This window comes from Parabacteroides caecihominis (assembly GCF_023656785.1).
In the GTDB taxonomy this organism is placed as follows: Bacteria; Bacteroidota; Bacteroidia; order Bacteroidales; family Tannerellaceae; genus Parabacteroides; species Parabacteroides segnis.
Window position 1 is genome coordinate 107,829 of the sequence record NZ_JAMOKS010000020.1, and the last position, 21,527, is coordinate 129,355.

13 protein-coding genes are annotated in these 21,527 nt (G+C 45.2%); all 13 read right to left on the reverse strand.

All coding sequences use genetic code 11. The annotated features are described in order from the left end of the window. Nucleotides 1–15: 15 nt before the first annotated feature. Nucleotides 16–2,403, reverse strand: a complete 2,388-nt coding sequence (locus NBH14_RS17405; protein WP_186960402.1) for an ABC transporter permease — start codon at nt 2,401–2,403, stop codon at nt 16–18. Nucleotides 2,404–2,565: 162 nt separating this feature from the next. Then, complete coding sequence (locus tag NBH14_RS17410; RefSeq protein WP_186960403.1) at nt 2,566–4,896, reverse strand: ABC transporter permease; 2,331 nt, start codon at nt 4,894–4,896, stop codon at nt 2,566–2,568. A 200-nt stretch (nt 4,897–5,096) separates the two neighbouring features. Further along, nucleotides 5,097–7,439, reverse strand: coding sequence for an ABC transporter permease (locus NBH14_RS17415; protein ID WP_128134200.1), 2,343 nt, complete (start codon nt 7,437–7,439; stop codon nt 5,097–5,099). 23 nt (nt 7,440–7,462) lie between these two features. Beyond that, on the reverse strand, nt 7,463–9,835 hold the full coding sequence (locus NBH14_RS17420; protein WP_186960404.1) for an FtsX-like permease family protein: 2,373 nt from the start codon (nt 9,833–9,835) through the stop codon (nt 7,463–7,465). A gap of 386 nt (nt 9,836–10,221) precedes the next feature. Further along, nucleotides 10,222–10,389 carry a hypothetical protein gene (locus NBH14_RS17425; RefSeq protein WP_186960405.1) on the reverse strand — a complete coding sequence of 56 codons (168 nt, stop codon included), beginning with the start codon at nt 10,387–10,389 and terminating at the stop codon, nt 10,222–10,224. Nucleotides 10,390–10,657: 268 nt separating this feature from the next. Next, nucleotides 10,658–11,089: a DUF6169 family protein gene (locus NBH14_RS28830; protein WP_350464047.1), complete on the reverse strand. Its 432-nt coding sequence runs from the start codon at nt 11,087–11,089 to the stop codon at nt 10,658–10,660. Continuing rightward, nucleotides 11,046–11,210, reverse strand: coding sequence for a hypothetical protein (locus tag NBH14_RS17430; protein WP_186960406.1), 165 nt, complete (start codon nt 11,208–11,210; stop codon nt 11,046–11,048). The genes NBH14_RS28830 and NBH14_RS17430 overlap by 44 nt, the downstream gene beginning before the upstream one ends. Nucleotides 11,211–11,485: 275 nt before the next feature. Then, nucleotides 11,486–13,813 carry an ABC transporter permease gene (locus NBH14_RS17435; RefSeq protein ID WP_186960407.1) on the reverse strand — a complete coding sequence of 776 codons (2,328 nt, stop codon included), beginning with the start codon at nt 13,811–13,813 and terminating at the stop codon, nt 11,486–11,488. A 130-nt stretch (nt 13,814–13,943) separates the two neighbouring features. Continuing rightward, nucleotides 13,944–14,624 (reverse strand): ABC transporter ATP-binding protein, encoded by a 681-nt coding sequence (locus NBH14_RS17440; RefSeq protein WP_186960408.1) that lies wholly within the window; start codon nt 14,622–14,624, stop codon nt 13,944–13,946. Nucleotides 14,625–14,912: 288 nt separating this feature from the next. After that, the gene (locus NBH14_RS17445; protein WP_186960409.1) at nt 14,913–15,050 is read right to left on the reverse strand and encodes a hypothetical protein; all 138 of its coding nucleotides are present in this window, start codon (nt 15,048–15,050) and stop codon (nt 14,913–14,915) included. 188 nt (nt 15,051–15,238) lie between these two features. Continuing rightward, a complete protein-coding gene (locus NBH14_RS17450) occupies nt 15,239–17,620 on the reverse strand; it encodes an ABC transporter permease (protein WP_250817686.1) in 2,382 nt (793 codons plus the stop codon). A gap of 15 nt (nt 17,621–17,635) precedes the next feature. Continuing rightward, a complete protein-coding gene (locus NBH14_RS17455) occupies nt 17,636–20,020 on the reverse strand; it encodes an ABC transporter permease (protein ID WP_186960410.1) in 2,385 nt (794 codons plus the stop codon). A gap of 219 nt (nt 20,021–20,239) precedes the next feature. After that, entirely contained in the window at nt 20,240–21,490 is a 1,251-nt protein-coding gene (locus tag NBH14_RS17460; RefSeq protein WP_186960411.1) for an efflux RND transporter periplasmic adaptor subunit, read from the reverse strand. Nucleotides 21,491–21,527: the final 37 nt, after the last annotated feature.

Below are 21,527 nucleotides of genomic sequence, written 5' to 3' on the forward strand. Positions count from 1 at the left end.
CTAATGACCCATCCGCTATTCTGTTTTTATGCTTATCACCGGATTTTCGCTTGCCGCCCGCCAGTTCTGGAAGGTAACAGTAACGATCGTCACAGCCGACACCAGCAGGAAAGCCAGTATGAACACCCACCAATAGATCGGAGTACGGTAAGCAAAGTTCTCCAACCAGGCATGAATGGCATACCAGGTCAACGGAGCGGCCAGCACAAAGCATATCAACAGGATACGGACATACGTTTTGTTAAACATAATCAGAATCTGCGACACGGAAGACCCCATCACCTTGCGGACACCTATTTCCTTTCTGCGATACTGGCTGTCGAATACTACCAGACCAAAGACACCCACCATCGAGATAAAGACGGCTATCAGACTGAATAATGTGATCAATGCTCCCAGACTCGTTTCTTTTTCATATAAATTATTCAGCACTTTATCAAAGAAAGTGATATCGAAAGGATAATCCGGATGAATCTCGCTCATTACATTCTTGACATGCGTCATAGCTGCTCCCATGTCCGAGCCGGCTTTTACCTTGATATATGCAAACGCCGCACCTCCCGAATAACTTTTACCACGCACTAGGAATGCCATCGGAACCACCTCCGTACGGAAAGAAGCGAACTTGATATCCGGAACAAAACCAATCACCTCCATATCACCGATCTTATCTCCCAGCTGAATGTCATAGGTCTTTCGCGCACGTTCATTAAATATATAGGCACCATGCTCCGTCAAAGTATCTTCTTCCCGGAAATCCCGCCCGTCACTTACTGCAATATTCAGTACCTTCAGGAAAGAAGGATCGACCGGCATCACCTGATACTGAATATTTTTACCATTCAGTTCACGTCCCCAGGTCATATACTGATCCTGGCTGGCCAACAGAAACTCCGCACAGGTCACATCCTCAATACCGGAGAACGATTTCATACGATTCGTGAAAGCCTCTTTACTGTTTAAGACTGTAGCCGTCAGGTCTGTCACGATGATTTGATCTTTGTCATATCCCAACGAACTGGTTCGCATAAAATTATTTTGCAAATACATGAACATAGCGCCCATAATCAAAACAAATGAAGAAATGAACTGCACACTGATCAGCACGTTCCTCAATACCCTTCCTTTGGGAGAAAGTCCGAAATTACCTTTCAGCACCAGCGCCGGCGAGAAAGATGTCATATAATAAGACGGATAAATCCCGGCCAGCACTCCGACCAGCACAGACAGCAGAGCCGTCAACGAAATCAACACCGGATGAGCGGAAAAAGAGATATCCGCATTGATCAGGCCGGTTATGGGACTGCTCGCCGTCATACGGACGATCCATAATGCCAGCAAGAAAGCCACGACACTGATACAAACCGCTTCCATCAATAAAGAGAACTGTAATGTTGCATTAGAACTACCCAGCACCTTTTGCGTATTGATGCTTTTCATACGCATTGGAGTCAATGCCGTACTGAAATTGGTAAAATTGATACCGGCAATAAGCATAATAACAAATGCGATGGCAATCAGAACCAATATCGTCTGGCGGCTAGTCTTAGGAACCATGTCATAAAGAACATCCGTTACATAATGAAGTTCCGTCAAAGGAGTCAACCGCAAATTCAGGTCATCGGTAAACCACGGCATATTTTTCCCTATCTCATGTTTTTTATAATAATCCAGAAAGTCGTTTGTCAAATCCTTTGCCGCTTCGGGGCTATCCAGGCGGATATAAGCATAATAATTAGAACTTCCCCAATCATTCAGGCCCTCCTTATCATCCAGTTTCACATAGACAGCATTCTGGAGGATACCGTTTACCGGAAAATCCTTATAGACACCTCCCACCGTATAATCCATCTCAGGTATGGTAAAGAGGCCAGCCAACCGCCCTCTGGTATCTTTCGCTTTCATCCTCCGCCCGACAGCCGATTCCGTACCGAATATCTTTTTAGCCTGACTTTCCGAGATCAAGATCTTTTCCGGGTCCTTCAGGGCATCCTTCGTTCCTTCCAACATATCAAAAGTAAACACATCGGTAAAGGAAGGATAAATAGTCATATTCGGTTCCATATAACTATCCTGTTTCCCGTCCTTATCTACAATAAAAACCGTCTCACTATAGATAGGATAGCTAATGGCTCCGGCTATGATATGCGGTGAAAAGTTGAAAAACACATCCATCAGGGGCCGGCTTACAATAGCCTGCGGCGTTTCCTTACCCCACTGTAGCTCCACCCGGTAAATATTATCGGCTTCATTATGGAAAGTGTCAAAATTCTTATCATAATCGACCTGCATCATAATGATCATAAATGCAGAAAAAGCCACTGAAAGCCCTAAGATATTAAGAAGCATTGCCATCTTAAAACGACGTAATACACTGATGAAATTTCGAAGAATTGTTTTCATTATATATTTATTTTTACCCGAATAGGTTCAAAACGCATGCCAAACATGTAATCATCTAATAAATAACGCCTTGACGAATCAAGGCGTTATCAGAAGTGTCTAAATTTTAGACACTGGTGTAAAATAATTAGACAAAGAACAATACAAACCCCTAGCCTCCGCCTAATTATCTTTTATACTTTCGACCGGATTTGAAATAGCCGCCAGATAACTTTGAAGGAACACCGTCACGAATGAAACAAGCAGGCAGAACAATCCCGACGCAGCGTATATCCACGGCGATAAAACAATACGGTAAGAATACTCCGACAGCCACCCGTTCATAAAATACCAGATCACCGGTACCGAAATAATGAACGCTATTCCTACATAAGTCAGGAAGGCCTTTACCAACCGTACAAGCACCTGCACATTTGTCGAACCGAAAACCTTACGTACCGCTATCTCCGAAGAACGCTGCTGGATAAAATAGGTCGACATCGCCAGCAATCCCAATAAAGAGATCAGGATAGCAATCAGAGCAAAGATCGAAACGATCTTCAACGTCCTTTCCTGGTCGGCGAACGAAAGCTCGATCTGCTCATCGATAAACCGACCGGTAAACTCCAACCCTGTCAGTTTCTCAAAGACAGCCGCCACTTCCTTACGGGCGGCAAACGGATCGCCTTTTACTTCCACCAACACATTGCGCGGATGCAGGTCTTCCCTGTTTGTATAAAGCATCAGGATAGTCGGTTGTTTGTCCATCAGGATATTGTTCAACTGGAAATCCCTGACGATACCGGCCACAGTCACATCTTTCCACCCTCTGTATTTATAAGCCATAACATCTTCCGGCAGTTCCTGTACCCTCATCGTTTCCTGGGACAGATAATATTTAACCGTTTCGGCCACATTATTATCGCGCAGAATTTCAAAACCGAGCATATCCCAATAATTCTTATCGCCGCTAAACTCCTGGAAACTGATATTCTTATCATCGAAACGGCCTGTAAAGTTCATCCCCATATTGAACGGAGTACCTTCCGCCACTCCTACCCGTTTCACACTGGCCAGTTGTTCCAACTCGTTTACCAGGGTAAAACAAGTCTGCCGGTTCGACAATGCTTCTCCGCTTATATCGATGATGTTCTCCGAATTATATCCCAACGGCGCTTTAACCAAATGCTTCACCTGCAAAAACATAGTAATGGAGGCGGCAATAAGGCAGATCGTGATTATATTCTGGAAAATGATGAAAAACTTGCTGAACACCATCTTCGTCTGTTTGCGGAAAGTCCCGCGCACCACTTCGATCGGTTTGGCATTCGAGATGACAATCGCAGGCAGCAACCCGGCAATAAATCCGATAAACGCGATCAGAAGAATGACAATGATCCCGTTCAGCGGGGTGATCATTTCAGACGGATAAATCTGTTTTTGTACCAGATCGCCGGCATAAGGAGCAAAGAGGAAAGCCAGGAACAAACCGATACAGAAAGAAATAGCTGTCAGCAAAGTCGACTCTATAATCAGCCTCGAAAACAATTCTTTGCGTGAAGACCCCAACAACCGCCGGGTAGCCATCTCCTTTGCCCGGAAACCGGTCTGCGCCACCGTCAGGTTAATATAATTAATGATGGCAAACAGGAGGATAAGCAAACCGACCGATAACAAAATGATCACGAACTGGCGGTTGCCCCTCTCTATGCCGGGCGAATATGTATGATTCCAGAAATACAACTGTTTCAAAGGAACAAACTCGACGACTGTCGATAAATCTCTTTCATATATCCAGAAGAATGTCTTGAACCAGTCCCGGATATCATCCGATTTAGAGGCAAGATCAGCTCCTTCGCGTTTCATCACGAAAACATTTACAGACCCTGCACTGTTATAATCGTCAAACATATTCTGCCCCACCGCCCTGATGTTATCGATGCGGCACATGATATCTTCATTGGGGATCACGGAATGGCGTATATCCTTCAGTACGCCGTTGACAACCACCGTCAACTCATCATTGACACGGATCGTTTTCCCCATCGGGTCTTCATTGCCAAAAATCTTATTGGCAAACGACTCGGAGATCACAGCATAGTTCCTGGCAGCAAAGGCCTGGTCTCTGTTTCCTCTTATCAGAGGGAAATTGAAAAAGTCGAAAAAGGTCGTATCGACAAGCATCAGGCCGGCATTCAGCTTATGCTCTCCGCTTTGAACCGGCAGGTAGAATGCCCGGGCCAGCACATGGCAACTCTTCTCAATCTCCGGATAACGTTCTTCCAGGCGATATCCTATCTGGTAGGCCGAACCCGTCGACTCGCCATTCGTCAACGCATAGATACGGTCTCCCTTCTCATGAAAACGGTCGGTCGATAACTCACCGACCACATAGGTCGCGATCAGGATCACAAACATCAGCGACACGGACAAACCAAACAGGTCGATAGCCGTATACCCCTTGTTCCTTCCCAAGAAATTAAGGAAAGATTTAAAATTCAAAATATTACTCATGGTTCATCAATTATTGGGTTTTACTCATTCCCTGTACTATATACTATTCATTAGATACTCTTTTCAACTCAAAATACATGCCAAAAGAACCAACTAACTAATTGTCAAACAAATACTCACAAGGTCAAAGTTCCGGTATTGTCTAATAAATGGACAGTCCTGTCTAATTTTTTTACAGGACTGTCCTCATTTACAAATAACTAATTATCTTTTATACTTTCTATCGGATTGGCTGTTGCTGCCTGGTAACTCTGGATAAAGACAGTGATAAATGAAATGATCAGGCAAAACAGTCCGGCAACTGCATAGATCCAGGGAGAAAGTGTGATACGGTACGAATAACCGGTAAGCCACCCGTTCATAAAATGCCAGATCAATGGTATGGCAATAATAAAAGCTACTGCCACATAGGTCAGGAAAGCCTTTACCAACCGGAGAAGCACCTGTGCATTTGTCGAGCCAAAGACTTTACGGACGGCTATCTCTGCCGCACGCTGCTGTATAAAATAGGTCGACATGGCAAGCAACCCCAGCAATGAGATCAGTATTGCGATAGCGGCAAAAATCATGACGATCGTAGAGGTCCTTGTCTGAACGGCAAATGATTCCTCGATCTGCTCATCCAGAAACTTACCGTCAAAGTCCATCCTTGCCAGCTTTTTATACACAGCCGCCACTTCCTGGCGGGCGGCAAACGGTTCCCCGTTCACCTCCACTACGATATCATGCGGACTAAAATCTTCTTTATTCTCGTGAAGCATCACAATGACCGGCTTATTCTCCAGCATCACATTACGCAACTGAAAATCTTTGACGATGCCGGCAATAGGATGCTTACCCCAGACATTAAAATCAAAATCCGTTGCATCTTCATTCAGTTCCAACGCCTTCATCGATCCTTCGGACAGAAAATACTTGACAGGGTCAGCTACATGATTGTCCCGCAAAGTTTTAAAGCCCAAAATATCAAAATACTCCTTATCACAACGAATACCCTGAAAACTAATACTCTTATTATCATAACGGGCCGTATAATTCATTCCCATATTGAAAGGCGTTCCGTAACCTATCCCTACCCGGCTGACACAAGACAATTGCTTCAACTCGTTTACCAGCGTATAAGCCATATTTTTATCCGGCATCTCTTCACCGTTTATATTCAGAATATTCACCGAGTTATATCCCAACGGAGCTTTGATCAGGTATTTTACCTGCAAAAACATCGTAACGGCGGCAGCAATCAGGCAAATAGTGATCGTATTCTGAAAAACAATAAAGAACTTACTGAATACCATCTTCGTTTGTTTACGGAAAGTCCCCCTCACCACTTCGATCGGCTTCGCATTCGAGATGACGATCGCCGGCAACAGTCCGGATATAAATCCGATCAGAACGATCAAAACGATAACGATCATGCCATTCAACGGAGTGATCATATCAACCAGATCTACCTGCTTCTGCAACAGATTGCTCGCAAAAGGCGCAAAGAAAAAGGCCAGCAGCAAACCGGCAAAGAAAGAAATCGTTGTCAGCAACGTCGATTCCATGATCAGACGGGAAAACAGTTCTTTACGCGAAGACCCCAACAATCGCCGGGTAGCCATTTCCTTTGCCCGGAAACCGGTTTGCGCCACAGTCAGATTTACATAATTAATAACGGCAAACAAAAGAATAAGCAAACCAACCGATAGCAGGATCATCACAAACTGCCAGTTCCCCCTCTCTATGGTAAACATTCCGAACGGATTGCTCTGCTCCCAGAAGTATAACTTTTTCAACGGGACAAAATTGACTTCCTTAAACGATCCTTTTTCATATATCTTGAAAAAGGTCTTGAACCAGTCCCTTATATCATCGGAGCGGGAAGAAATATCAGCCCCCTCGCGTTCCATCACGAAAACATTGACAGCTCCGACACTATTATAGTTGTCGAACATACCCTTTCCAATTGCATCGACATTGTCGATCCGGAACAGGATATCTTCATCAGGGATAACTGAATAGCGGATATCCTTCATTACAGCGTTAACAATCAGCGACAAGTTATCATTGATGCGGATCGTTTTACCCATCGGGTCCTCATTTCCGAAATACCTATTGGCAAAAGATTCGGAGATCACAGCATAATCCTTTGCAGCTAACGCCTGTTCCCAATTTCCTTTTACCAACGGAAAATTGAAAAAGTCGAAAAAAGTCGTATCGGCAAGCATCAGGTTTGCCGTCAGGTTATTCTCACCGTTCTTCAACGGGGTATTGTCGAAGACACGTGTCATGACATGGCACACTTTCTCGATCTCCGGATAACGTTCTTCCAGGCGGTAACCGATCCGATAGGCAGAACCTGTATATTCACCGTTACCTAAAACATATATCCGGTCGGCTTTTTCATGATAGCGGTCAGTCATCAACTCGCCGGTGACATAGGTAGCTATCAGGATCACGAACATCAGCGAAACCGACAGGCCGAACAGGTCGATGGCTGTATATCCCTTATTCCGTCCCAGGAATTTAAAGAATGATTTTAAATTTAAAAGATTGCTCATGATATATTTATTGTTTAGATTAGTTATTCACTTTTTACACTGTTCACCGGATTCTCATTTGCCGCTTTCCAGTTCTGGAATGTAACCGTCAGCATGGTTATACCGGCCACAATGCCGAAAGCCAGCACAAACACCCACCAATAGATCGGGGTCCTATCGGAAAAGTTTTCCAGCCATTTATGTACACCGTAATAAGCAAACGGGACAGCGATCACAAAACAGATCGAGACAATACGCAGATAAGACCTGTTGAACATATTCAAAACCTCCCCTACCGTAGCACCGAACACTTTACGCACTCCGATCTCTTTACGCCGGTATTGCGTTTCAAAAACAACCAGTCCAAAGACACCCACGATCGACAGCACGATAGCCAGCAAGCTGAACAAAGTGACCATCTTTTTCAGATACTGTTCCTTATGATACAGATTATTGAATACCGTATCATAAAACTCCACCTCGAACGGATATGCCGGATCGATATCGGCTATTACCCGGTGGATATGGGCGACGGCATCTTCCACATCGGCTCCGGCAGACAGGCGGATATAGCAGACAGGCGTTACCTGTTTTTTGGTTACTATAAAAACCAGCGGCCGGGTTATCGAGCGTAGCGATGAAATCTTTATGTTATCGACAAAACCGGCAACACGGCCTATCCCCATCCAATTTTTCTTCAACAGATGCCCCGGTTCCATATCAGGAGCCAGTTCCTGTACCCGGCGGGTAAAAATGCAGGTATAAGTAGAATCGCTCTCTGCATCCGAGCGGTTGAAATTATGTCCGCTGATAATCGGAATCCCTACGACATCGAGAAAGTTCCACGAGGTATATACTATTTCAGTATTGAATTCTTTATCGTTACAAACGAAATTATTTGCGGAATAGTTATTCGATGCTCCCACTTTATCGCTGGCAAAGCCTACACTTTCGATGGCGACATGTTCTTTCAGCCGGTTCATCAACAGATCGCTTGACTTTTCGACCATCTCGGTACTTAAAACGGCCATTGCAACCTGATCCTTATCAAATCCCAGCTTGTAGGAACGCATATAATTATTCTGAAGTTGTATGAAGAAGGAGCCGATAATCAAACCGATCGAGACAACGTACTGGAAACCGATCAGGACCATACGCAATTTCCGTCCCGAAACCGATAACCCGAAACTCCCTTTCAGGACCAATGCCGGCTGGAAAGAGGTCATATACCACGCCGGATACAGTCCCGCTATCACTCCCAGCAAAACAGCCATTCCCAGCATCATAAATAATAAAGGTATATAATGCAGCATATTCGTGTCCGCCTCCACAAAGGTAAGAACTCCCGACCTGTTCAGCATCCAGGTCAGCAAGAAAGAGAGCAGACAGGAAAACAGACAAATGGCAATCGCTTCGACCATCAGGCTGATCCGCAGGCTGGCAGTCGAACTGCCCAATACCTTCTGCGTATTGATACTTTTGATGCGCATCGGTGCCAGTGACGTACTGAAATTCGTAAAATTGATTCCGGCAATGATAATGATCAGCAAAGCGATCAATACCAGCAACCGCATCGTACCGATATTTCCGGCTTTGATCATATCTTCATACTGGCCGGCCGTATAATAAATGTCCGTGACAGGAATCAGATGCAGGAAGGTCTTATCCTGGGTTCCATATTTAGAAAAGTCGAATGTCTTGTTGAAGTTATCTTCCACCTCCTGTCTCGATTCGGGCGAATCCAGCAGGATATACCCCATAAAGTTCTGAGAATACCAGTCATCTTTCCCCCAATCTTCCTTCATACGAATATAAATGCTATTTTTCATCTGTGCATTCTCCGGAAAATCTTTATAGACGCCTCCGACGGTAAAGTTCTTCTGGTCTATATACCATATTTCATCCTTACAATAAATATTTTTTCCCACGGCCGGTTCTTTACCAAACATTCGCCGGGCCATGCTTTCCGGTATGATTACCTTTTCCGGATCTTCCAGACAGGAAGCAGTCCCCTCCAGTATAGACGGTTCGAAAACATGTACAAAATCCGAATAACAGGAGATGATGGATTCTTTAAAACCTTTCTCATTCCCCTCTTCTCCCACGGTCACATAAGCTTTTACACCGGAGGGACTTAGCAGTACACTGCTTTCTATATGAGGGGATGAAGTAAAAACAGCATCCGCCAATGCACGAGGCAGTATCGATGCATAAATATCCACTTCTCCATGATTCACGTCCACCCGGCAAATGCGTGAAGCGGTCGGATAACACCGGTCGAAAGTCTGTTCATATTCAACCTGCATCATAATCACCAGAAAAGCGGTAAAAGCTACCGACAGTCCCACTATATTCAGGAAAGACGCCATCTTGAAACGGCGCAGCACATTCAGAAAGTTTCGCAATATCGTTCTCATTGATATATTATTTTTTGTTATTTCAGTTATTTACACATTCCAACGACCAAAATACGTGCCAAAACAATAAAACATTAGATATCAACAAAATAAAGAACTTCTAAACTTCAAGATATGTCTAATAATTAGACAGTCCTGTCCAGTTTTTTTACATCCTATCCGGCACTTCCGGTAAGTCTTCACATTACACGTTTCAGGTGTCAGCCGCAACAATCTCCTACCTTTCAATAACATAAACTGAAAGGTAGTATCTTTTGAAAACAAAACTAAGGAGTTTTGATTGCAAAACATATATGCTTTGTCAACGAAACATATATGCTTTGAAAATGGATAAGCACCCGTTCCTCAATAGATAGTTATCTGTTTATAACCGGATGCCTACTTATTTAGAAATAATTGAACCTACTTTTCCCTTGATGGAAAAGTAGGCAAAAGATCAAGGCTACACCTGTTTCGCTACTTCGCATCCTACGTTCGCTGTCGTCTGTGAACTCGCTTCGCTCAAACAGCACAGCCTCCGGACGCTCTCTACGGATGCTTCGTTTTACGCTCATCAGCTGATGCCTTTCATAGAACGCTTTGCGTTCTCCTAAGATGGCCGATACTACCTGTTAAATCCAAAAGTTTTTGTTCTATAAGTATCGGTGTCGGCCATCCTAAGAGGAAGCAAAGCTTCCTAGGAAAGGCCTAAGCGGGTGAACGTCCGCGCAGGTGAAAGACGGAACGGTTAAGAAAATCCGTTGTTTGAGCGTAGCGAGTTTCGGATTTTCGAGTGGAGTATTTCACCGAAGCAGTGAAGCCGGTTGAGCCTTGATCTTTTGGTTACTTTTCTATCAAGAGAAAAGTAACATTTTCTTCTATGGCACATTCTGCATCCAATTTGCATAAACGTCCCCTGTTAAAACAATCAAACCAACTATCGAACAACCTTTTCCGAACTTTTTGTCTCCCGTCATCGATATCACAAATCGTTATTAAAGCATCTTCATTGATTGAGAAGAATCGCTCCAAAATAGATATAATAGTGTTTCTAACTTTATGACCATTATTTCCCCGGAAAGAAATATCTTCAGGCACATAACGTTCTATGTTGAACATATACAATTTCAGAGGAAAGAAATCCGAGACGGACGGATAATCAATAAATGTCACAAAATAGTTAATATTGGTTTCTGTCGTAAATTGATATCCAAACTCTGTTGTTGTTATTTCATAGAGGCTTGACAAATTCGATTGAGTCACGTTTAAATCCATTTAAGGTTCCATGCTTAGAAATATAAGCATGAATAGCCCGCTTATCATCAATCACTTTTTGGAAAAAGCTACACTTTTTCTCTTCTGATTGCTTAATTGTCTGTACTCTATTCTTATTCATGATTATATTTTTTACAAAGGAATCATTTATATTTCAAACTAACAAATTATCAAACGTTCTTTATTACTATTTTAACACAGTACATCTTTCTATCATGACAATCATACTTTCTATCAATATTTATCCCATTAAAAAGCCGCCGGAAACAAGAATGCATCCACACCTGATAGTTTAAACAATTACAGATAACAAAACAAAAAAATAGCCGGAAAGTTAATCTCCGGCTATCGTGATGCTAAATTATAATTTATATGCTATTATTCGTCCTTTTTTCCTTATTTATTGGCAATACTATTCACCGGATTGGTATTGGCTGCTTTGTAACTCTGGAAAAAGACCGTTACAAACGAGATCAACAGGCAGAAAACTCCGGCAGCGATGAAGATCAGCGGATTTAAAGAGATCCGGTAAGAATAATCGGATAACCACTGATTCATAAAATACCAGATGATAGGCGTTGCAATAATAAAGGCGAAGCCTACATAAACCAGGAACGAACTGATCAGGCGGAATAAAACACCCCGGTTATCCGATCCAAAGACTTTACGGATAGCTACTTCCTGTGAACGCTGCTGGATAAAATAGGTCGACATAGCCAACAAACCCAACATGGAGATCAGAATAGCAATACCGGCAAAGATGGAAACGATCTTGGTGGTACGTACTTCCGATTCGAATGATTTCTGCACCTGCTCTTCCAAAAATTTTGCCTCGAAATCCAATCCGCCGGAAGCCTTACTATAAATCTCACGTATTTTCTGGTAAGCGTTATATGGATTTCCTTCCACTTCAACCAGTATACTCCAGGGGTATAAATCGCTCCGGTTATCGATGCGGAGCATGGCCGGACGAGTTTCATCCGTAATATTACCCTGCTGAAAGTCGCGTACAATACCGGCTATCGGAGTCGCATTCTTATTCCAGCTGAAACTGGGAGCGTCCAAAGGCAACTCCATATCCCTCATCGCTTTTTCTGTCAGATACCAACTCTTTTCCGCCAAATGGTTCTCACGTATAATTTCGTATCCCAGCATATTGAATGCCACACTATCCATAATGAACTGCTGGAAACCCAGGAATTTTCCTTCATAGTCGGAAGACATATTATTACTTCCGCTAAGGGGCATTCCGGCAACCAGGCCGACACGCTTAACGAACGACTGGCGTCCGAACTCGTCGATAGCTGCATTCCGGTCGGAGTTATTCGAAAAACCATTCGAAACCTCCAGGATATTTTTAGTATGGTAACCAAGTGGTGCACCAATCAGGTGGTAAGATTGCAAAATCATTACAATGGCAGCGGCAATCATAGCGATCGTAATCGTATTCTGGAAAGTGATAAAGACTTTGCTGAACACCATTTTTGTCTGCCGGCGGAATGTTCCGCGCACAATATCGATCGGCTTAACCGAAGAGATCAATACGGCCGGCAACAGTCCGGAAAGGACACCGATCAATAAGATAAGAGCAATAGCAGCAATAACCCAGACTAACGTGAAAGTAGCACCCAGATCGACCTGTGTCTGCAACAGGTTGTTTACAAACGGAGCCGCAGCATGAGCCAGCAACCACCCTACCCCGAAAGAAATAACCGTCAGTAAGGTAGATTCCACCATCAGACGCATGAATAGTTCTCCGCGCGACGATCCCAACAGACGCCTTGTTGCCATTTCTTTGGCTCGCTGGCCGGCCTGAGCCACTGTCAGGTTTATATAGTTGAAAATGGCAAAGATCAAAATCAGGATACCGACAGACAGCAGAACGATTACAAAACGTTTGTTACCGGAATTAACGGCACCGAACTCGTTCAGATCGGAAAAATATAATTCATTCAACGGAAGCAAAGTGACCGTTTTGGACATTCCCTGTTTGTAAATCCAGAACATCTCTTTAAAATAACTGAGTATATCCGGAACTTTCGGACGCAGGTCGGCTCCCGGTTTCATCTTCAGGAAAGGGACTGTCGATCCGGCATTTCCGGGATTATCCATACTGATAGACCAGTTATATTCATGGGCCCGTTCTACACGGAATATAATATCGGCATAAGGCAGGGTCGAGTTTTTAATATCTTCCATAATGCCACTCACCAAATAAGAGGTCGAATCGCCAATGGTGATGCTTTGTCCGACGGGGTTGTCTGTTCCAAACAGTTTATTGGCAAAAGTCTTTGAGAGAACAATATTGTTCCGGTCTTCCAACACCCGGTTCTTATCACCTTCCAGCAGTTTGAAGGAAAAGAAATTGAAGAAACAGGAATCGACAAGGATAGGTTTGGCAGTCAGTTTCTTTTCGTTTCTTTTTACAATCTGGTTACTCACATTGTTCGTAATGACCGGACAAACCTGTTCAATTTCCGGATAACGTTCCTGCAACCGGTAAGCTATCGGCAAGGCCGAAGTCGGTCCCCTGTCATTACACAGTACATAAATACGGTCTTTGTCCGCATGGAACTTATCGACAGATAATTCCTGTACCGTATAAACAGCAATCAGTATAACGAACATCAATGAAACAGACAGTCCGAACACATCGATTGCCGTGTATGCCTTATTCCTGCTCAAGAATTTCAGGAATGACTTTATATTTAATAAGTTGTTCATCTTCTTAATAGTTTAGTGATTCTACAGTTGGCGAGAATAAAAACATATCCCGCCTTCACAGGTAGGATATGTTCGTGTTTGTTCTTAAATTCTTAATTTAGCTATATGTTCATGTGTAAAATCTAATACATCAAATAAATTCGCTCACCGATGACACGATGCTACCGTCGAACAGGTTGATGATGCGGTGTGCAAAACTTGCGTCATGTTTGGAGTGGGTTACCATGATAATGGTTGTTCCCTCTTTGTTCAGTTCGGTAAGCAGCTGCATTACTTCGGCACCGTTCTTTGAATCCAGGTTACCGGTCGGCTCATCGGCAAGGATGATCTTCGGGTTGGAGACAACGGCACGGGCAATGGCAACACGCTGTTGCTGACCTCCGGATAACTGCTGTGGGAAGTGAGCGGCACGGTGGCTGATGTTCATACGTTTCAGAATATCGTTTACCATCTGTTTACGTTCGGCAGCCTTTACTTTCAGGTAGGTCAGCGGCAGTTCCACATTTTCGTATACATTGAGTTCGTCGATCAGGTTAAAGCTCTGGAATACGAAACCGATATTGCCTTTACGAACCTGTGTACGTTCTTTTTCTTTCAGGTGGCCCACTTCTTTATCAACCAGATAATAGTCGCCGCCAGTCGGATTATCAAGCAAACCGAGGATATTCAACAAGGTTGATTTACCGCAACCGGAAGGTCCCATGATAGCTACAAATTCACCATCCTTCACTTCCATCGAAATATTGTTCAATGCTATTGTTTCTACTTCTTCTGTACGGAAGTGCTTACTTAATCCTTCAATCTTAATCATAATGTTATTTATTTAATTCTACATTTATACTTTATATTCCTCTTTAAAATCCACTCTCTTTGCTCTATATAATTCAAATTACGTGCCAAACTTAATAAAAAGCTAGTTTTCAGCACCATACTATTTTATCATTTTTACAGCAGTGTCTAATATTTAGACAGTCCTGTCTATTTTCTTTACACTTTGCTATAGAAAAACATCCGACCTTCACAGGCCGGATGCACATGTTTAATTAAAACTTAAACTAATATCGGTGACTATAAAGAGTCTCTGTCACCCCAAAATATATTATTCGATTTCCGGACGGTCGCCACCTCCACTTCCAGCCTCTTGGAAGAGAGCTCTGAAACGATCCATATAGTTAGCATATTCCGAATTATTCAGATTGCCAAGAAAAAACTCCAGAATCTTAGTTAATGTACCCATAATTTTATGTTTAAAAATGATTGCTTGTATAAAACGCATGCAATGTAAGGATTAATAATCAAACGGAGTTATCTTTTTGCTTTTTTTTTGCAGTTGGAAAGGTTTATATATGTCGAATGTAAAACTTCCGGCATCCTGAAAGCGATTCAAGTTACCGGAAGTTTTACTTCTGCCATTTCCTACGTTTTTTAATCCGCTTTCAGGCTTTCCACTGGATTCTCGTCGGCCGTTCTCCAGGCGCGGAATAAAACGCAACCGATGATGATCACATAGACGAACAGTGCGGCACCGATAAAGATAAAGGCACTGAGTTGGATGCGTTCCGCGAATTTTTCCAGCCAGCCGGATGCGCTGACATAGGCGATGGCGGCTCCTATCGCCAGGGCGGGAATCGCAATATAGGAAATATCCTTTGAGATCATCCGGAGAATATCGATGGCTGTCGCACCGTTTACCTTACGGATGGCGATCTCTCGGCCGCGGCGGTTGGTCTCGTCGGCTGTATATCCCAGCAATCCGATCAGGGCGATAATCAAGGTGACAAGGCCGCTGATCATGATGGAGTCGCGGAAGTCGCGGTCGTCCTGGTATTGGTTGAGTATGTCCATTTTGTAGACGGAGGCTTCGACCACTTTATCGGGCATGGCACTGGCCAGTATGTCATTTACCTGAGCCAGGTTTTCAGACGACATGGTATGCATCTTTATCAGGATGATCTTAGCCGGATTATAACTGTCGGGCGTGTTATAGAAGAGAACCGAAGCGCGGGTATCCGGTCCTTTCAGCGAACCGATACGGAAATCTTCGTAAACACCGCTGATGGTGAATACCTTCGTACCGTTGCTATGTTCGGTAATCATGACACCTTTGCCGAGAGGGCTTCCTTTCCAGCCGGCCGTCTTCTCCATCAGGTCGATAAACTGGCGGCTGACCATTACCTTATCGTCATTCGCTTCGCCCGGCTGGAAGGCAGTGCCCTCAACGACGGGTATTTCCATGATCTTGAAATAATTGTCGGAAACGAAATACATATCGGCAATATTGAACAACTCACGGTCTTCACCCGGCAGGGAAACATTATTTCCGGAGGCATAATAGAAAGGCAGTTCGGTACTGCATCCAACCTGATCGACCTGGGGCAGGCGACGCAGTTCGGCGATGGCACGCTCACGTTCCTGTACACTAACCCCGTTGGTACTGCAATAGATCAGGTTTTCGTAGGCATAACCCGGATCGCTCGTGATCATCTTGTCATATTGGCGGCTGATCGTGATCAGAAGTGCCACCAGATAAGCCGTGGCGACAAACTGCACGAAAAGCAGGCAAAGTTTCCAATACCTTTTCGATTCCTTCACGCTGCGGAAAGCCGAAGCAACCGGTATGCGCAGGAAGAGCCAGGTCGGAACAAGGCATGTCACACTGAATACAACCAGGCAGATACCCGCCAGAAGCGTTACGGTAGGCAGCGTAAACAAAGCCGACAAGGATGCCGATAACAAATCTTCCACCTTACCTCTGAAAATAAGGATCAGGAAAGCACCCAGCAACAAGGCAAGCAAGAGATGCAGCAGCGATTCGGAAAGTATCATTCCAAGAATATCTTTTCCGGAGGCTCCGTAGCATTTATGTACCGCCACCTCTTTTGTCCGTCCGATCAGGGTGGAGATGACAACGAGGATATAGTTCAAGACAGCGATGACGATCAGGATCGTAGCCAGGAAAAGCAACATCGCGTTCATATCTTTTACATCTTCGTTGTTGTTATGGATATCCTGCAAGGGGGATATAGTATAAAACAGATCGACACCAGCTTTCTTGAGGCCTTCCAGGTCCTGATTGCGTTCCTGCATGCGGCGGATGGAGGGGGCGAGCGACTCGGGAGTTGCTCCCGGGAGTAGTTTCACATAGGCTATATAACGGTCATTACCGAGCCAGTTGGTTGTGCTTTGCACGGAGAAACCGGCCAGCGAACCTAAGATGTCGTATTGCAGGTGGCTGTTTTCGGGTATGTCTTCAAACACGCCGCCGATGGTTTGCACGGAGTTACGGTTCACATCGCGCACAAAGGTTTTGCCGACTGCGCTTTCCACGCCGCCCATCTTTTCGGCCAGCGAGCGGGAGATCATGACATAACCCGGACGTGCCAGCACATCTTTCGGATCACCGATAAGTATCGGACGCGGGAAAACATCGAAAAAGCTGGTGTCGGTCAGCAAAATGGTTCCTGTATAGAACTGTTTTTCGGGGGTCATGATCAGTTCGTTGTCCGAGCCGATACGGGTGTAGCGGGTAGCGGCTTCCACTTCGGGTATCTCCGCTTTCATGCCGGGGGCGATCGCGCCGCTCACCTGTCCCCAGGTATCTTTTTTCCCTTCGCGGTTGATGCCTGACTTGACCAGGTAGATGCGGTCGTTGTCCGGATAAAAGTTATCATACGACCGTTCGAAACAGACTTTCGCAATCAGGACCAGTCCCATGGCCAATCCGACAGCCAGGGCGATGATTTTAATTCCGTTGTTCCTCCCCTTCTTGAACAGGGAACGGAATGCCATACTAAAATTCTTTATCATATTATATATGTATTACTATTCAGACTTCAAACTTTCCACCGGGTTCGATACGGCAACCATCCACGAACGGTAGACAACCGTAGCCAGGATGATCGTCAGTATACAGACAGAGCAGAGAATGAACAGGCCGGCATGCATCGGTATCTTTTCAGAGAACTGTTGCAGCCATTTCTCGCCCGCATAATAAGAGCCGGCAGCTCCGATCAGGATCGCGGGAAAAGCCATCCAGGCCACATCGCGTGTCATCAGTGAGAGGATATTCATCTCGGTAGCACCGTTAATTTTCCGTACGGCGATTTCCTTGCCGCGACGGTTGGTCTCGTCATTGATATAACCGATCAGTCCGATCAGGGTGATGATAAGGGTCACGATGCCGCCCCACATAACCGAGTTGCGGAAGAGACGCGAAGCGTTATATAGATTCGTCACACTGACACTGTAGGAAGCGAGTGTAAATTCATTGTCCGGCAGGAATTTTTGGATGACGTCGTGTACGTTTGCCATATTCTCGGCTGTCAGCTTATGGAATTTGATGACGATATTCCGATGTGCCCTGTTTCCATAGAATAATGCGGAAGGATACATCAGATCCTGACCGATCTGACCGATACGGATATCATCGTAAACACCCACGATCCTAAAATCTTGTGAATTTCCACCATGGCCGCTTACCGGCACGAACTTTCCTACTACCCCGTCTTTCCAGTCCAAGGCTTTCGCCAACTGGTCCGCCATCATGCGGCTGACCATCATCACCTGCGCAGAATCGGAATAAGAACGGTCGAAAGCCTTTCCTTCGATCACCGACATTTCCATCAGGGGAACATAATCGGCATCCGCTTCGTAAAGATCGTTGAAATGGACGATCGTTTCATTCGTTCCCGGACGGTAAGCCATATCGCCGGAGCCACTGTAAATAGGCAGGTTGGCGCACGACGCTACTCCTTCCACTTCGGGCAGCTTGGCCAGTTCGTCCATTAGGGCACGGCGTTGCGAGCTTTTCACACCGCTCGGAGAACAATAGGCCAGGCGGTCGAACGAGTAGCCGGGATCATCCGTCACCAGTCGTTGGTATTGCAACCCGATCACAACCAGCAGGCAGATCAAAAAACCGACAGCGATAAACTGGATGAACAACAGCACTTTCTTCCACGACCGCCTCGACTCATTATACGACCTGAACACGGATGCCACCGGTACGCCGGCAAACAGGCGCGACGGCAGTAATCCCGCCAGCAGGAAGATAACAAGGCAAATAGCCACCAGCATCGGAATCGTATCCAAAGAGATGAGCGACAGCAGGGAAGCGTTGAGCAGTTCCTCCACCATCTCGCGGAAAGCCAGTATCAACAGGGCTGAAACACCCAGGGATATGAGCAGGTTAAGGAATGTCTCGGAGAATATCATGTCGGAGATATTCCAGCCGGATGCTCCGTAACATTTATGTATGGCTATATCTTTCGAGCGGACTACCAGCGAAGAGATCACCAGCAGTATGTAATTCATCAGGGCCGCAAAAAGGATAGCGGAAGCGATGGCGACCAGCATGACAGCCATCTTCTTTGTTTCCGGTGACTTGCCGTAGACCTCTTCCAGCGGGCAGAGTTTCAGTTTATAGTTAATACCCTGTTCTTTCAGTTTATCGGGGTCGACATGGCGGTCGAGCATATCGTCCATCGGCTTGACCATATCTTCCATGCTGACACCCGGTCGCAGAAGGGCATAGGCATTGTAGCTGTCGCCGCCGAACCATTCGTCTTCGTTCGACCATCCGGCGATCTCTTTATAAGAGGTCATCGAAACCAGCATATCATAGAAAAGATGGGTATTCTTCGGAACGTCTTTGAAAACGCCACCGATCGTCAGGCTGACACCGGGATAGGCTTCGATCTCGAAAGTCTGACCGACGATATCCGTTTTACCGGCACCGATATTTTTCGCCACACTTTCCGAAACAAGTGCATACAGGGGACGGCCAAGCGTTTCTTTGGCTTTGCCGGCTATCATATCACGCGGAAGAACATCAAAAAAGCAATCATCGGCCAACATCAGGGTTGCATCGTATTTTTGTTTGTCGGGGGTATGGATCACAACATCGCCAAATTTAAGGGCACGGGTGGCGGCCTCTACTCCGGGAATTTCGGCTTTCATACCGGGAGCTATCCCTCCGCTGACATGGGGATAGGTATCGAGCGGATTATCTTTGAACGATATATTCTCCTGGATGGCATATATCCTGTCCGAAGCCGGATAGAAGCCGTCGTAGGACAGTTCGAAGCATACTTTCGCGATAAGGACCAACCCCATTGCCAGGCCTACACCTAACGACAATATCTTGATGCCACTGTGCCGCCCTTTCTTAGAAAGGGACCGGATAGCTATGTAAAAGTTCTTCATCATAGTGGTATGTTTTATATTCAGTTATTATTAGATGCAAATATTTCGATTATTGTCAAAAGTGAATGAATGTGGCATCGTTGGTAGGGGCAGTTCGCGAACCGCCCCTACAGGCGCCGTCATAATGGAACAGGCCGATTCGATCGTAGGGGTGGGGTTTGCCCGCCCCTACAAAACCTGTCATTTGGGTTCAATATTTTCTATATCAACTCATTTATATGTTTATTCCAAAACCAGCACCTCGTTATCCTTATAGCTTTCATAGCTGGAAACGATTACCTTTTCTCCTGCTTCCAGGCCTTCTGTTACTTCATAATACTGCGGGTTCTGACGGCCGATCTTGATCTTACGGCGATAGGCTTTCTTGCCATCTTTGTCAAGTACGAAGATCCAACTGCCGCCGGTACTCTGGAAGAATGTTCCGCGTGGGATGATGATACTCTCCGTCGGCTGTCCCAGTTCCAGATTGATATAATAGGTCTGACCACTACGGATATTGTCAGGACGTTCGCCTGTAAACACCAGGTCCGTACGGAATTTACCGTCGCGAACTTCCGGATACACCTTGCGCACGGCCAGTGCGAAACTTGTTCCCTGACGGTCGAAGTCAGCATCCAGTCCCGGCTTGACACGGTCGATATAATGTTCGTCGATCATCGCTTCCACCTTATAGTCGGAAAGGTCGTTGATCTGGCCGATCTTAAAGCCGGCAGAAACATTCTGTCCCAGCACGACATCCAGCAAACCCAGTTCGCCGTCAATCTGTGAACGGACATTCAGATGCTCCTTACGTTCATGAACCAACTGGATGTTACGGCGCATATTCGCCAGACTGGTTTCCATTTCGTCCATCTGGATCGTACGGGAAATAGAATCCTGACGCAGGCGCTCGACAACAAGGTCGTATTTCTTAGTTGCCAGTTCATAATCTTCCTTGGCTTTCAGATAATCTTCCTTGGCAATCAGGTTTTCATCATACAATTTCTTCTGTTGTGAATAAGCACGGCGTGAACGGGCTATATCAACATCGAGTTGCGCCTTTTCCAACTGATTGTTCAGTTTATCCTGTTCCATGGCCACCTGTGTGTTACGCAAGAAGTTCTGTTTTTCCGCCAGCTGGGCTTCGGCATCCAATATCTGCAAATCGAGGCTCGAATTGGAAAGGCGGATAATAACGTCACCCTTCTTCACCTGGGCACCTTCTTCCACCACTTTCTCCTGAACGATACCGCCTTCTTCCGGACTCAACTGTACCACAGTGATCGGCTGCACCTGTCCGTTCACACGAACGAAATCATTGAACTGCTCCTTGGTCACCTCACCGATACTGATACCACGGGCGTCCACTTTCAATGTCGATGCATGGTCGCCGAAGATGATCCATCCGACCAATGCCAGGAATAAAACACCACCACCTACATAAGGTAAATGTTTCTTCTGAATGCCTCTTTTCTTTTCTAATTGTATATCCATTGTTGTATGTTTTTATTTCTTTTAATTTTCAATTCTC